The organism is Pseudomonas sp. R4-35-07, from assembly GCF_003852235.1.
Classification (GTDB): domain Bacteria; phylum Pseudomonadota; class Gammaproteobacteria; order Pseudomonadales; family Pseudomonadaceae; genus Aquipseudomonas.
The window spans coordinates 295,594-310,176 of sequence record NZ_CP027732.1 but is presented as its reverse complement, the minus strand read 5'-3'; the positions used below and the strand labels follow the sequence as shown (position 1 = coordinate 310,176).

The window sequence follows — 14,583 nt, the reverse complement described above, 5'->3', positions numbered from 1 at the left end:
ATACGCACCGTGTGCATTGTTAGCAGATTTTTCCTCTACTGCCAGCCAAGCCGCGCTCTACAACCACTGGCGCAGTAGCCCCCAAGGGCAGAACGCTGGTTATAATGCGGCGCCTTCGTGCAGGGCAACGTCAGATCGTTACCGTTTACTGCCAGGCTTTTTTTACCCGCTTGTCGTGTTTTTTCGATTTCGAGGGTCAACAGACTGCCTCTTGACCCAGGCAGCGGCGCCAGTCGGGCCGCTCAACCAGCCTCGCAAGGCCTTGTTTTCCGGGTCTGCGAGCTGCTTTTCAGAATTTCAGGTGGTTTTATGGACAGCATCAACAGCCGCATCGCCGAGGAACTCGGTGTACGCCCACAACAGGTCGAAGCGGCCGTCGCGCTACTGGATGAAGGCTCCACGGTGCCTTTCATCGCCCGTTACCGAAAAGAAGTGACCGGCAGCCTTGACGACATCCAGCTGCGGCACCTGGAAGAACGCCTGCGTTACCTGCGAGAACTCGACGAGCGGCGTATCAGCATCCTTGCCAGCATCGAGGAACAGGGCAAGTTGACCCCGCAATTGGAACGCGACATCAAGCTCGCCGACACCAAGACCCGCCTCGAAGACCTTTACCTGCCGTATAAACAGAAACGTCGCACAAAGGGTCAGATCGCCCTGGAAGCTGGCCTGGGCGACCTGGCCGACGGCCTGTTCAACGACCCATCGCTGACCCCGGAAACCGAAGCCGCGCGCTTTGTCGACGCGCAAAAAGGCGTCGCCGATATCAAGGCTGCCCTGGAGGGCGCCAAATACATCCTGATGGAGCGCTTCGCGGAAAACGCCAGCCTGCTGGAAAAACTGCGTACCTACCTGAAACAGGAAGCCATCCTCAGCGCCCGCGTCATCGCCGGCAAAGAGGAAGAAGGCGCCAAGTTCCGCGATTACTTCGAACACGACGAGCCCCTCAAGAGCATGCCGTCCCACCGCGCCCTGGCGATCTTCCGTGGCCGTAACGAGGGCATTCTCAGCTCCGCGCTGAAAGTCGGCGACGAGCTGCCGGGCACCATGCACCCGTGCGAGGGCATGATCGGTCAACAATTCGGCATTCAGAATCAGAATCGTCCTGCGGACAAGTGGCTCAGTGAGGTCGTGCGCTGGACCTGGAAGGTCAAGCTCTATACCCACCTGGAAACCGACCTGCTCGGCGAGCTGCGTGACGGCGCCGAAACCGAGGCGATCAACGTATTCGCCCACAACCTGCATGACCTGCTGCTGGCCGCTCCGGCGGGCCCACGCGCCACCCTGGGCCTGGACCCGGGCCTGCGCACCGGCTGCAAGGTCGCGGTGGTCGACGCCACCGGCAAGCTGCTGGACCACGCCACCGTCTACCCGCACGTACCGCACAACAAGTGGGACCAGACCCTCGCCATCCTGGCCGCCCTGTGCGCCAAACATGCCGTGGACCTGATCGCCATCGGCAACGGCACCGCCAGCCGCGAAACCGATAAGTTGGCCGCCGAGCTGATCAAAAAATACCCGGCCATGAAGATGACCAAGGTCATGGTCTCCGAGGCAGGCGCTTCGGTGTACTCGGCCTCGGAACTGGCGTCCAAGGAATTCCCGGACCTCGATGTGTCGATCCGCGGCGCCGTGTCGATTGCCCGTCGCCTGCAGGACCCGCTGGCCGAGCTGGTGAAGATCGATCCTAAATCCATCGGTGTCGGCCAATACCAGCACGACGTGTCGCAGCTCAAGCTGGCGCGTGGCCTGGATGCTGTGGTGGAAGACTGCGTGAACGCCGTGGGTGTGGACGTGAACACCGCTTCCGTGGCGCTGCTCGCACGTATTTCTGGCCTCAACGCTACCCTGGCGCAGAATATCGTCACCCACCGCGACGAGAATGGCGCCTTCAAAACCCGCGCCGCACTGAAAAAGGTTGCGCGCCTGGGCGAGAAAACCTTCGAGCAAGCCGCCGGTTTCCTACGCGTAATGAACGGCGATAACCCGCTGGATGCCTCTGCGGTCCACCCGGAAGCCTATCCGCTGGTGCAGCGAATCGCCGCCGAAACCGACCGTGACATCCGCTCGCTGATCGGCGACGCCGCGTTCCTCAAGCGTCTGGACCCGAAGAAGTACACCGACGAAACCTTCGGCGTGCCGACCATCACCGACATCCTGCAAGAGCTTGAAAAACCCGGCCGCGACCCCCGCCCCGAATTCAAGACCGCCGAGTTCCAAGACGGTGTCGAAGACCTCAAGGACCTGCAACTGGGCATGATCCTCGAAGGTGTGGTGACCAACGTGACCAACTTTGGCGCGTTCGTGGATATCGGCGTGCATCAGGACGGTTTGGTGCATATCTCCGCGCTTTCAGAGAAGTTCATCAAGGATCCCCGCGAAGCAGTGAAAGCCGGTGATGTGGTCAAGGTCAAGGTGATGGAAGTCGACATCCCGCGCAAACGCGTTGGCCTGTCGATGCGCATGAGCGACACCCCCGGCGAGAAAATCGACGGCGCCCGTGGTGCTCGTCCTGGCTCGGCCCCGCGCTCGTCGCAGAACACCGCGCCGCGCAAGGAAACCGCGACAGCCGCACCGAGCAACAACGCCATGGCCTCGCTGTTCGCCAACGCCAAGCAGTTGAAGAAGCGCTGATGGATATCCCGGCCGGTTTGACCCAGAGCGCGTTCAGCGAACTGATCGGCTGCCGCCTGCAGCGCCTGGATGAGGGCGTTGCCGAGGTGGCCCTGAGCCTGGCGCCGCATTTGCGCAATCGCGGCGGCAAGTTGCATGGCGGCGCGATTTTCAGCCTGGTGGACATCACCATGGGCCTGGCCTGCTCCAGCGCCCATGGGTTCGACCAGCAGAGCGCGACCATCGAGTGCAAAATCAACTATATCCGCGCCGTGGAAGACGGTGACGTACTGTGCACCAGCCGGGTGATCCACGCCGGCAGGCGCACATTAGTAGTCGAAGCCGACGTGTACCAAGGCGACAGACTTGTCGCAAAAGCGCAGGGCACGTTCGCTGTCCTATAGCTCCCCGCCCATGATTTGAGTTAATTTCGGCGCTGTGACAACAGCGTCGGAATTTTCTCGCTGCGCTGTAGCCCAATTCATGGAGTGAAGTCGGCATATTCAGAGCGGGTCAAATCGACTCAGAACCAGGCGATCACGCCAGTTTCAACTTCACCCTTGTAGACCGTCTTGCCCACCCCCATATTGGGGCGACTGACGCGTGAAGGAATCCAACTTGAGCGAACTTCTCAACCGCCGCCTGGCTCTGCTCGGCAAGCGCGAACACCTCTCCCTGCTAGAGCACTGCCTGCATGGCATCGAGCGTGAATGCCTGCGCGTCACCAGCGAGGGTCGCCTGGCCCAGACGCCGCACCCGGAAGCCCTGGGCGCCGCGTTGACTCACGAACAGATCACGACCGATTACTCGGAATCGCTGCTGGAGTTCATCACCCCCGCGCTGCCCAACCCGGCCGATACCCTGAGCAGCCTGGACAAGATCCATCGCTTTGCCTACACCAAGCTGGGCAGCGAGTACCTATGGAGCCCCTCGATGCCGTGTCCGTTGCCGGCCGAGGAAGATATTCCGATTGCCTACTACGGCACCTCCAATATCGGGCAGCTCAAGTACGTTTATCGCAAGGGCCTGGCCCTGCGCTACGGCAAGACCATGCAATGCATTGCCGGCATCCACTACAACTTCTCGCTGCCGGAACAGCTGTGGCCGCTGCTCAAGGAAGCCGAAGGGTTTGTCGGCACCGACCGCGACTATCAGTCCACCGCCTATATCGCGCTGATCCGTAACTTCCGGCGCTACAGCTGGCTGTTGATGTACCTGTTCGGTGCCTCGCCGGCCCTGGACGCGGGCTTCCTGCGCGGTCGCTCGCACCAGCTTGAAGTGCTCGACGCCGACACCTTGTACTTGCCGTACGCCACCAGCCTGCGCATGAGCGACCTGGGTTACCAGAGCAACGCCCAGGCCGGCCTCACGCCGTGCTACAACGACCTGGCCAGCTACACCGACAGCCTGCGCGAAGCGGTGGCAACGCCCTACGCGCCCTATGTCGAAGTCGGCACGCACAAGGACGGTGAATGGGTGCAGCTCAACACCAACATCCTGCAGATCGAAAACGAGTACTACTCCAACATCCGCCCCAAGCGCGTGACCTATACCGGCGAGCGGCCGATCCAGGCGCTGATGGCGCGAGGCATTCAGTACATCGAAGTGCGCTGCCTGGACATCAACCCGTTCCTGCCGATGGGCATCGATCTTCCAGAGTCGCGCTTTCTCGATGCGTTCCTGCTGTATTGCGCGCTGAATGACAGCCCGCTGTTCGCCAATAATGAATGCGGGAATGCCACCTCCAACTTCCTCAGCGTGGTCAAGGAAGGTCGCCGTCCGGGCCTGCAATTGCAGCGTGAGGGCCAAGCGGTGGATATGAAAGAGTGGGCCACCGAGCTGCTGGAGCACATTGCCCCCCTGGCCGCGCTGCTCGATGCAAGCCACGGCATTACTGAGCACAGCCAGGCCCTGGACGCGCAGTTGGCGAAGGTCAATGACCCGTCACTGACGCCATCGGCTCAGGTGCTGGCAGCGATGGCCGAGCGCAAGGAAAGCTTTGCGCAGTTCTCCCTGCATCAGAGCGAGGTGCATGCTGAGTACTTTCGCAAGGAGCCGCTTCCCGCTGAGGAACAGGCACGCTTTGAGGAACTGGCACGTACGTCGCTGGCCCAGCAGGCGGAGCTTGAGCAGAATGAAGTGGGCGATTTCGATGTGTTTGTAGGGTCGTACCAGGCGAGTATTCTGGCGATCAGTAACTAAGACCGAACGCGGTCCATTGTGGGAGGGGGCTTGCTCCCGATAGCAGCGTGGCAGTCGCTCCATCAGTGACTGATCCACCGCTATCGGGAGCAAGCCCCCTCCCACATTTGTCTCTCATATGCTCAAAGGTTTACTTCAATTCTTCTCCGACTAAGCTAATTCGAAAATGTTATTTATTTTCGAATTCTTAGATCATTTAGTCTCCTCACACGCCGACCCCCGGCCGCCTGATCGAGGAGCTTCCCTTTGAAACTGCTGACCCCCCTGCGCTTGCTGGCGGCGTTGTCCCTGGCCGGTGCCAGTCTGTTTGCCCAGGCGGCGGATGTGACCGTCGCGTACCAGACCACCGTCGACCCGGCGAAAGTTGCCCAGGCCGATGGCGCCTATGAAAAAGCCACCAATGCCAAAATCGACTGGCGCAAATTCGACAATGGCGCCGATATCATCGCCGCCATCGCCTCGGGCGACGTGCAGATCGGTTACCTCGGTTCCAGCCCGTTGACCGCCGCAATCACCCGCAACGTACCGGTGCAGACCTTTCTCGTCGCCACCCAGATCGGCGGCGCCGAAGCCCTGGTGGCACGCGATGGTTCGGGGATCAACAGCCCGCAGGACCTGATCGGTAAAAAGATCGCCGTGCCGTTCGTGTCCACCGGTCACTACAGCCTGTTGGCCGCGCTGAAGCACTGGAACATCGACCCCTCGAAAGTAACCATCCTCAATCTCGCACCACCGGCCATCATCGCCGCCTGGAAGCGCGGTGATATCGACGCCACCTATGTGTGGGACCCGGCCCTGGGCGTAGCCAAGGAAAACGGCAAGGTGTTGATCACTTCCGGCGAACTAGCCAAGTTCGGTGCACCGACCTTCGATGCCTGGATCGTGCGTAAGGATTTTGCCGAGAAGCATCCGGAAATCGTCACCGCCTTCGCCAAAGTCACCCTGGATGCCTACGCGGCTTACCGCAAAGACCCACAAGCCTGGCTCGCCGACAAAGGCAACGTCGACAAACTGGTCAAGCTCTCCGGTGCCAAGGCCAGCGACATCCCACTGCTGTTGCAAGGCAACGTCTACCCGCTGGCCGCTGACCAGGTGACCCTGCTGGGCGCGCCGACCACCAAGGCCGTCACCGACACTGCGGCGTTCCTCAAGGAACAGGGCAAGGTCGATGCCGTGCTCCCAGACTACGCCCCTTACATCAGCGCCAAATTCATCACTAACTGAGGAGTTCATCGCGATGGCCTTGCTACAGCTGGAGCGCATCAGCGCACAGTACCCAGGCGCTCCGGAACCGGTACTGGCGGATATTTCACTCGAGCTTGGGCCCCAGCAATTGCTGGTTGCCCTCGGCCCGTCCGGCAGTGGCAAGACTTCGCTGTTGAACCTGATTGCCGGCTTTGTCGAGCCCTCGGCCGGGCGCATCACCCTTGATGGCGTGCCGGTCAAGGGGCCCAGCGCCGAACGCGGCGTGGTGTTCCAGGACGATGCCCTGCTGCCCTGGCAGGACGTGCTGGCCAACGTCGCCTTCGGCCTGGAACTGGCCGGCGTGCCCAAGGCGCAACGTGAAGTGCGCGCCCGGGAAATGCTCGCGCTGGTTGACCTGGGCGGTTTCGACAGCCGCCGCATCTGGCAACTCTCTGGCGGCCAGAAGCAACGCGTCGGCCTTGCCCGCGCCTTGGCGGCCGACCCTCGCGTATTGCTGATGGACGAGCCCTTCGGCGCCCTCGATGCCTTCACCCGCGAACAGATGCAGGAACTGCTGCTGCAAGTCTGGCGACGCGCGGCCAAGCCGGTGTTCCTGATCACCCATGACATCGAAGAAGCGGTGTTCCTTGCCACGGACTTGATCCTGCTGGCGCCCAACCCCGGCCAGATCGTCGAGCGCCTGCACCTGGACTTCGGCCAACGCTATGCGGCGGGCGAATCGGCACGGGCGATCAAGTCCGACCCGCGCTTTATCGAAACCCGCGAACACGTGCTGGGCAAAGTGTTCTCGCAACGGCAGGTGTGCGCATGAGCAGCTACGAATTCGCCGCCACGGCGGCCAAGCCGGTGACACACGCCGTCATTCCCGTACGCCGCCGCGTGAGCACGCGCTGGATCAGCCTGTTGACCCTGTTGGCCTTGCTGGCTATCTGGTGGGCGGTGACCGCCACCGGCTTGATCGAGCCGCTGTTCCTGCCGCCGCCCTCTGCCGTGTTGCAAAAAGGCTGGTTGCTGGCGACTACGGGGTATATGGATTCCACCTTGTGGCAGCACCTGGGCGCGAGCCTCAGCCGCATCGGCCTGGGTTTGGGCTTTGCGGTGCTGACGGCCGTGCCGGTGGGCATCGCCATCGGTGCCAACCGTATCGCCCGTGGCATTCTCGACCCGCTGATCGAGTTTTACCGGCCGATCCCGCCGCTGGCCTATCTGCCGTTGATCGTGATCTGGTGCGGCATTGGCGAGCTGTCCAAGGTACTGCTGATTTACCTGGCGATCTTTGCGCCGATTGCCATCGCCACCGCGACCGGCGTACGCACGGTCGACCCGGCCAAGTTGCGCGCCGCACAGTCGCTGGGCGCGACCCGTGCGCAGTTGATTCGGCATGTGATCCTGCCCAGCGCCCTGCCCGACATCCTCACTGGCGTGCGCATCGGCCTGGGTGTGGGTTGGTCGACCCTGGTGGCTGCCGAGCTGATCGCCGCCACCAGCGGCCTGGGCTTCATGGTGCAGTCGGCGGCGCAGTTTCTGGTCACTGACGTCGTGGTCCTCGGCATCCTGGTGATCGCGCTGATCGCCTTCGCCATGGAAATGGGCCTGCGCGCCCTGCAGCGTAAATTAGTGCCGTGGCATGGCCAGGCACACTGAGTGATGATGAATAAATGAGCAGCCTGACCGTTACCCCACTAAGCATCGCGCTCGGCGCCCAGATCAGTGGCGTCGATATCACCCAGACACTGAGCACCGAACAGCGCGACGCCATCGAACAAGCCCTGCTTAAGCATTCGGTGCTGTTCTTCCGGGACCAGCCGATCACCCCGCAGCAACAGGCACGGTTCGCGGCGAATTTCGGCGACCTGCACATCCACCCGATCTACCCCAACGTGCCGGAGCAGCCCGAAGTGTTGATCCTCGACACGGCGGTCACCGATGTGCGTGATAACGCCGTATGGCACACCGACGTGACCTTCCTGCCCACGCCAGCCCTGGGCGCGGTGCTCAGCGCCAAACTGCTGCCGGCGTTCGGTGGCGATACCTTGTGGGCCAGTGGCATAGCGGCTTATGAAGCGCTGTCCGAGCCATTCAAAGCATTGCTCGATGGGCTGACTGCCACCCACGACTTCACCCAGTCTTTCCCACTGGAGCGCTTTGGCAACACCGCCGACGACCGAGCCCGTTGGGAAGAAGCCCGCCGAAAAAACCCGCCCCTGTCGCACCCGGTGATCCGCACGCACCCGGTGAGCGGGCGTAAATCGCTGTTCGTCAGCGAAGGCTTCACCACCCGGATCAATGAACTGGAATCGGCCGAAAGCGCGGCGGTTCTCAAACTATTGTTCGCCCATGCCACACGCCCGGAATTCACCATCCGCTGGCGCTGGCAGGAAAATGACGTGGCGTTCTGGGACAACCGCGTGACCCAGCATTACGCAGTGGATGACTACCGGCCACAGCGGCGGGTGATGCATAGGGCAACCATCCTGGGCGATGTGCCGTTCTGAGTCATACACACTTCAAGCAACACTGAGGACCAAATGTGGGAGGGGGCTTGCTCCCGATGGCAGTGGATCAGTCACTGTATCTATTGACTGATCCACCGCTATCGGGAGCAAGCCCCCTCCCACATGTTTGACCGAGCTGCGTCAGGTTATTCGGCGGTGGATGGTTTTTCCCACAAGTTGATCCCACCTTCCAGGGCAAACCGATCGATCTCCGCCAGTTCTTCCGCGCTGAAACTCAGGTTCTTCAACGCCCCGACGTTCTCGATGATCTGCTCCGGTCGGCTGGCACCGATCAGCGCGCTGGTTACCCGTGGATCACGCAGGGTCCAGGCCAGCGCCATTTGCGCCAGGCTCTGGCCGCGACGCTGGGCGATTTCGTTGAGGGCGCGAACATGGGCAATGTTGGCGTCGGACAGGTGCTTGGCCTGCAACGAACCGCCACCTGGGCGGTTCACTCGTGCGTCGGCCGGCACGCCGTTGAGGTATTTATCGGTGAGCAAACCCTGGGCCAACGGTGTGAACGCAATCACCCCGGCACCGAGTTCTTCGGTGGTGTCGAGCAGGTCTTTTTCCACCCAGCGGTTGAGCAGGTTGTAGGCCGGTTGGTGAATCAACAGCGGCACTTTCCACTCGTTGAGCAGCGCAGCCATCTCACGGGTTTTTACGCCGGAGTAGGACGAGATACCGATGTACAACGCCTTGCCCTGCTGCACGGCGGTGGCCAGCGCACTGGCGGTTTCTTCCAGCGGCGTGTCGGCGTCGAAACGGTGCGAATAGAAAATATCCACATAGTCGACGCCCAGGCGTTGCAGGCTCTGGTCCAGGCTCGCCAGCACGTATTTACGCGAACCCCCGCCCTGACCATAGGGGCCGGGCCACATGTCCCAACCGGCCTTGCTGGAAATGATCAGCTCGTCCCGGTAGTGCTTGAAGTCTTCGCGCAGCAACCGGCCGAAGTTGATCTCGGCGCTGCCGTAGGGCGGGCCGTAGTTATTGGCCAGGTCGAAGTGGTTGATGCCTAAGTCGAACGCGGTGCGCAGCAGGGCGCGCTGGGTGGCGATCGGGGTGCTGTCGCCAAAGTTGTGCCACAACCCCAGGGACAGTGCCGGCAGCACCAATCCACTGCGGCCTACGCGGCGATAAGGGATAGATTCATAGCGGTTTTCGGCAGCAATGTACGTCATCGAATCCTCTCTAGGCTTGGGGCAAACAAGGCCTGGGAATAAGGTTATTCCCAGGCCTTTCAGCCCGCTGAATCGCTTAAGTCTGCCTTTCCCTTTTACAGCAAAGACCTACTTGAGAGGAACGGTGCGCCGTACGTTTTCTCAGCGCACCAGGTGCAGGAACTGCAGGTGCCGCTCGTACTGGTCGAGGATGTCGTTGATGATCTGCTCCTTGGTATAGCCCACTAGGTCGTAGTCCTGGCTGCCCTCACGCAAGTGCACTTCCGCCCGATAATAGCGGCGATTGTTGAGCTGTTTGGACCCCATGCCGCCGCGCGCAAATGAAGGCGTGAAATAGCCGCGCATCTGCACCTGGTAAACGAACGGATGCTCTTCGCCGTGGCCGATTTCCAGGCTGACGCTGTCGTTGGACGGGTCGGGCTGGGTGACGACGTTGAGGCCTTTTTCGACAAATACCGCCGTCACTTCTTCGATCGCCGGACGTACCGTGGTCTCAAGGAAGCGGTACACCTCATCCCGCGACGGGAAATGCACGGCCTGACTCAAACGCTGGCGCCAACCGCCCGTGCCCTTGCGTGAGCCCGACACCGGCGCCAACGAATGCAACTGCGCGATCTGCTTTTGCGATTCGAGGTAGAACGCCTTGTGCAGCCCCCACATCATCAGCAACAGGATCAGCGAGAACGGCAGCGAAGTGAGCACCACCGCTGATTTCAACGAATCGATACTGCCGGCAAACAGCAAGGCGCTGGTAACCAGGGCGGTCATCGCGCCCCAGAACACGCGTAGCCATTTCGGTCCGTCTTCATCGGCGTTGCCGCCCTTGGACGACAGCGTCGACAGCACCACGGTGCCGGAATCGGCCGAGGTCACGAAGAACACAAAGCTGATGAACACCGTGACCGCAATCACGGTTTTACTCCACGGGTAGGTTTCCAGCAGCAGGTACAGGCTCATCGACGGTTCATCGATGGCGGACTGGCCCAGCGCGGTCATGCCATGGTTGAGCACCTGGTCGATGGCGCTGTTGCCGAAGATCGACATCCACGCCAGGGTGAAACCCAGCGGGATCAGCAGCACGCCAAACACGAATTCACGGATGGTGCGGCCACGGGAAATGCGTGCGATGAACAGGCCCACGAACGGCGACCATGCGATCCACCACGCCCAGTAGAACACCGTCCAGCCACCCAGCCAGTCGCTGGGTTTGTCGTACGCGTACACATCGAAACTCTTGGTCGGCAGGGCGCCCAGGTAGTCCCCGATGTTCTGGATCAAGGTGTTGAGCAAATGCTGGGTGGGCCCGGCAAACAACACAAACAGCAGCAACGCGCAGGCCAGCAGCATGTTGATGTCGGACATCACCCGCACGCCCTTGTCGACGCCGGCCACGGCGACGATGATCGCCGCGCCCATCATCAAGGTGATCAAGCCCACCTGGATCCACTGCGTATGGGCAATACCGAACAGGTAATCCAGGCCGGAATTGAGGTGCAGCACGCCAAAACCCATGTCGGCGCCCAGGCCGAACACCGTGGCGATGATGCCGAAGCCATCCACCGCGTAACCGATCGGGCCATTGATGCGCTTGCCGATCAACGGGTACAGCGCCGAACGCAGCGCCAGCGGCAGGTTATGCCGGTAGGCGAAGTACGCCAGGGCCATGCCGACAAACGCGAACACGCCCCAGCCGTGCAGGCCCCAGTGCAGGAACAGGATCTGCATGGCCTGGCGCGCCGCATCGGCATTCAGCGCCTCGCCCTGGGGCGGTTGCACCAGGTGGGTCAACGGCTCGGACACGCAAAAGAAGAACAGCGTGATGCTGATCCCGGCGGCGAACAGCATGCCGGCCCAGGACAGGTAACTGAATTCGGGCTCGTCGTGGTCGGCACCGAGTTTTATCTTGCCATAGCCCGATAACGCGGTGACCACCACGAAGACCAGATACAGGGTCATCGCCAGCATGTAGTACCAGCCGACCGTATTGGCCGCCCAGTTCTGCGCCGCCAGCAGCCAGGCACCGGCCTGTTGCGGGATAGCGATGACAATGATGCCGAACAGCAGAATAGCCGTGGCAGCAAAGTAGAAGACGGGCGCATTCATGCGCACCTGACCGCTGGACGGGGTAGACGATGCACTCATGAACCATGCACCCCCGAGGTGTGAAATGTGGCTGTCAATAACGGACTCAGCAAAGGTAAGCCTCCTGTTGTGAGCGGGCAGCGAACCACCGGTTTAACTTGAACGAACGTTCAAGTTAAACATGGATAGGCGGTTTGGGACTAATTTCGGGGCCGAGTGGTAGGTGATTCCTACACTAGCTTAGGGACTGGTATGACGCGTGGGGATGACAAAACGTTCAGCAATCGCCGGTTTGAAATACACATAAAAAATGTGGGAGGGGGCTTGCCCCCGATAGCAGTGGGTCAGCCAGCACAGGTATTGGCTGGTGCAGCGCTATCGGGGGCAAGCCCCCTCCCACAAGGGATTTGTGCAGGTTCGTTACTTTTGCGCACCATCATCATGCTGCAAATTCGCCTGGGTAATATTCGCCCCGGCCGGCACGCTGCGGGTCAGCCACACATTACCGCCAATGGTCGAACCCTGGCCGATGGTAATCCGCCCCAGAATCGTAGCGCCGGCGTAGATCACCACGTCATCCTCTACGATAGGGTGGCGCGGATGGCCTTTCTGCAATTGCCCATCTTCATCCGCCGGGAAGCGCTTGGCGCCCAGCGTCACCGCCTGGTAGATGCGCACTCGCTCACCGATGATCGCCGTCTCGCCAATCACCACGCCGGTCCCGTGGTCTATGAAGAAACTCGGGCCGATCTGCGCGCCGGGGTGGATATCGATACCGGTGGCCGAATGAGCGATTTCCGCGCTGATCCGCGCCAGTAAGGGCAAACCGGCGCGGTACAGATGATGGGCCAGGCGGTGGTGAATCACCGCCAGGATGCCGGGGTAGCACAGCAGCACCTCATCCACGCTGCGCGCGGCCGGGTCTCCGTGGTAGGCGGCCAGTACGTCGGTGTCCAGCAGGCTGCGCAACGCCGGCAAGGCCAGGGCGAAATCCTGGATCAGGCGAATGGCCTGGGCGTCGACCTCACGGTCATCCTGGCCGCCCTGGCGCGCGGCGTAGCGCAGCTCCAGGCGGGCCTGGGCGAGCAAGGCGTTAAGGGCGACGTCGAGGGTATGCCCGACGTAGAAGTCTTCACTTTCTTCGCGCAGGTCCACCGGGCCCAGGCGCATCGGGAACAGTGCGCCGCACAAGGCTTCGAGAATCTGCGCCACCGCCTGGCGAGACGGTAGTTCGCGGCCTCCATGTTCGCCACTCAAGCGGCCATTGCGCGTTCGCCACTGGTCCCGGGCGCTGCGCAGTTGGCTGACGATGGTCTGTAGTTGCCAATGGCTGGAACGCTCGCTCAAAGGGGTTTGCTCCTGAATAGGGGGGGCGCAGCGGCAAGCTGCAAGCTGCAAGCAAACCGCGATCAACTTGCAGCTTGCCGCTTACAGCTTGCCCCTGAAAAGACACCCACTCTACGACATGCACTGAAAGCAGCCTTAATAACCAATTATCCCAAACATATAACCCCAGCCCATAAGCGATTGGCGGTTGCCCGATGAAAAGTGCCTGCCTATAGTCGCCCCATCACTCAGCCACCGTGCATAGCAATGATCAAACAACAGCTCGACCGCTTTAACCGTCTGGAACTGTTGGGCGGCGCCACCGCCCTGGAAAAACTCGAGCGGCTGTCGGCCTGGCTGGGCAGGGATATCTACGTCAAGCGCGACGACACCACCCCACTGGCCATGGGTGGCAATAAATTGCGCAAACTTGAATACCTCGCCGCTGACGCCATCGCCCAGGGCGCCGATACCCTGGTCACCGCCGGCGCTATCCAGTCCAACCATGTGCGCCAGACCGCCGCGCTGGCCGCCAGGCTCGGCCTGGGCTGCGTCGCCCTGCTGGAAAACCCCACCGGCACCGAAGACCCCAACTACCTGGGCAACGGCAACCGCCTGTTGCTGGAGCTGTTCGACGCCAAGGTGGAGCGGGTGGAAAACCTCGACAATGCCGACGACCAACTCAACGCCCTCGCCGATCGCCTGCGCAGCAACGGCAAGAAGCCCTACCTGGTGCCTATCGGCGGCTCGAATGCCCTCGGTGCGCTGGGGTATGTGCGCGCAGGCCTGGAACTGGCGGCGCAGATCGAAGACAGCGGCCTCGACTTTGCGGCGGTGGTACTGGCCTCCGGCAGCGCAGGCACCCACAGCGGCCTGGCACTGGCGTTGAGCGAAGCGCTGCCAAACCTGCCGGTGATCGGCGTCACCGTATCGCGCACCGATGAAGCCCAACGCCCGAAAGTGCAAGGCCTGGCCGAGCGCACGGCCGAACTGCTCGGCATGAACGTGCCAGAGGCGTTCAAGGTGATCCTGTGGGACGAATACTTCGGCCCGCGCTATGGCGAACCGAATGCGGGTACGTTGTCGGCGATCAAACTTCTGGCCAGTCAGGAAGGTTTGTTGCTCGACCCGGTCTACACGGGCAAGGCCATGGCCGGCCTGCTGGACGGCATCGGGCGTCAGCGGTTCGCAGACGGGCCGATCATCTTCCTGCATACCGGCGGAGCGCCGGCATTGTTTGCCTATGATTCGGTGTTTAACTGACCGAGCGCTGTAAATGTGGGAGGGGGCTTGCTCCCGATAGCGGTGGGTCAGTGTCCGAGGAGTTGACTGATATACCGCTATCGGGAGCAAGCCCCCTCCCACATTGGCTTCGCGTATATTTCAAAAACGAATATCAAACATGATTTATATTATTTTCAAGTCTTAAAAACCGGCTTTATCATCGCGCCGAAGGCGAAGACGCGCACCGCGCT

General features: G+C 61.4%; 11 protein-coding genes. 8 read left to right on the top strand and 3 right to left on the bottom strand.

Going from position 1 to position 14,583, the window contains the following annotated elements; translation table 11 throughout:
* The first annotated feature begins 309 nt into the window (after positions 1-309).
* The 7 genes from C4J89_RS01290 to tauD all read left to right on the top strand — a co-directional run bounded on the left by C4J89_RS01290 (position 310) and on the right by tauD (position 8,516).
* Complete coding sequence (locus tag C4J89_RS01290; protein ID WP_124413541.1) at positions 310-2,634, top strand: Tex family protein; 2,325 nt, start codon at positions 310-312, stop codon at positions 2,632-2,634.
* Positions 2,634-3,017, top strand: coding sequence for a PaaI family thioesterase (locus C4J89_RS01285; protein ID WP_124360793.1), 384 nt, complete (start codon positions 2,634-2,636; stop codon positions 3,015-3,017). The genes C4J89_RS01290 and C4J89_RS01285 overlap by 1 nt, the downstream gene beginning before the upstream one ends.
* Before the next feature lie 214 nt (positions 3,018-3,231).
* Positions 3,232-4,815, top strand: coding sequence for a glutamate--cysteine ligase (gshA, locus tag C4J89_RS01280; RefSeq protein WP_124406013.1), 1,584 nt, complete (start codon positions 3,232-3,234; stop codon positions 4,813-4,815).
* Positions 4,816-5,061: 246 nt separating this feature from the next.
* Positions 5,062-6,039: a taurine ABC transporter substrate-binding protein gene (tauA, locus tag C4J89_RS01275; RefSeq protein WP_124408813.1), complete on the top strand. Its 978-nt coding sequence runs from the start codon at positions 5,062-5,064 to the stop codon at positions 6,037-6,039.
* A gap of 13 nt (positions 6,040-6,052) precedes the next feature.
* Complete coding sequence (gene tauB, locus C4J89_RS01270; RefSeq protein ID WP_124413540.1) at positions 6,053-6,832, top strand: taurine ABC transporter ATP-binding subunit; 780 nt, start codon at positions 6,053-6,055, stop codon at positions 6,830-6,832.
* Positions 6,829-7,665, top strand: coding sequence for a taurine ABC transporter permease TauC (gene tauC / locus C4J89_RS01265; protein ID WP_124413539.1), 837 nt, complete (start codon positions 6,829-6,831; stop codon positions 7,663-7,665). The genes tauB and tauC overlap by 4 nt, the downstream gene beginning before the upstream one ends.
* A gap of 14 nt (positions 7,666-7,679) precedes the next feature.
* Positions 7,680-8,516 (top strand): taurine dioxygenase, encoded by an 837-nt coding sequence (gene tauD, locus C4J89_RS01260; RefSeq protein WP_124413538.1) that lies wholly within the window; start codon positions 7,680-7,682, stop codon positions 8,514-8,516.
* 146 nt (positions 8,517-8,662) lie between these two features.
* On the opposite strand, the gene mgrA is transcribed toward tauD, so the two are convergent.
* The 3 genes from mgrA to epsC form a co-directional block, all read right to left on the bottom strand.
* Positions 8,663-9,700: an L-glyceraldehyde 3-phosphate reductase gene (mgrA, locus tag C4J89_RS01255; RefSeq protein ID WP_124413537.1), complete on the bottom strand. Its 1,038-nt coding sequence runs from the start codon at positions 9,698-9,700 to the stop codon at positions 8,663-8,665.
* 141 nt (positions 9,701-9,841) lie between these two features.
* Positions 9,842-11,803, bottom strand: a complete 1,962-nt coding sequence (betT, locus tag C4J89_RS01250; protein WP_218565848.1) for a choline transporter BetT — start codon at positions 11,801-11,803, stop codon at positions 9,842-9,844.
* Positions 11,804-12,202: 399 nt separating this feature from the next.
* Positions 12,203-13,129 (bottom strand): serine O-acetyltransferase EpsC, encoded by a 927-nt coding sequence (gene epsC, locus C4J89_RS01245; RefSeq protein ID WP_124360785.1) that lies wholly within the window; start codon positions 13,127-13,129, stop codon positions 12,203-12,205.
* Positions 13,130-13,375: 246 nt separating this feature from the next.
* Here epsC and C4J89_RS01240 point away from each other — a divergent pair, with 246 nt between their 5' ends.
* Complete coding sequence (locus C4J89_RS01240) at positions 13,376-14,371, top strand: D-cysteine desulfhydrase (protein ID WP_124360784.1); 996 nt, start codon at positions 13,376-13,378, stop codon at positions 14,369-14,371.
* Positions 14,372-14,583: the final 212 nt, after the last annotated feature.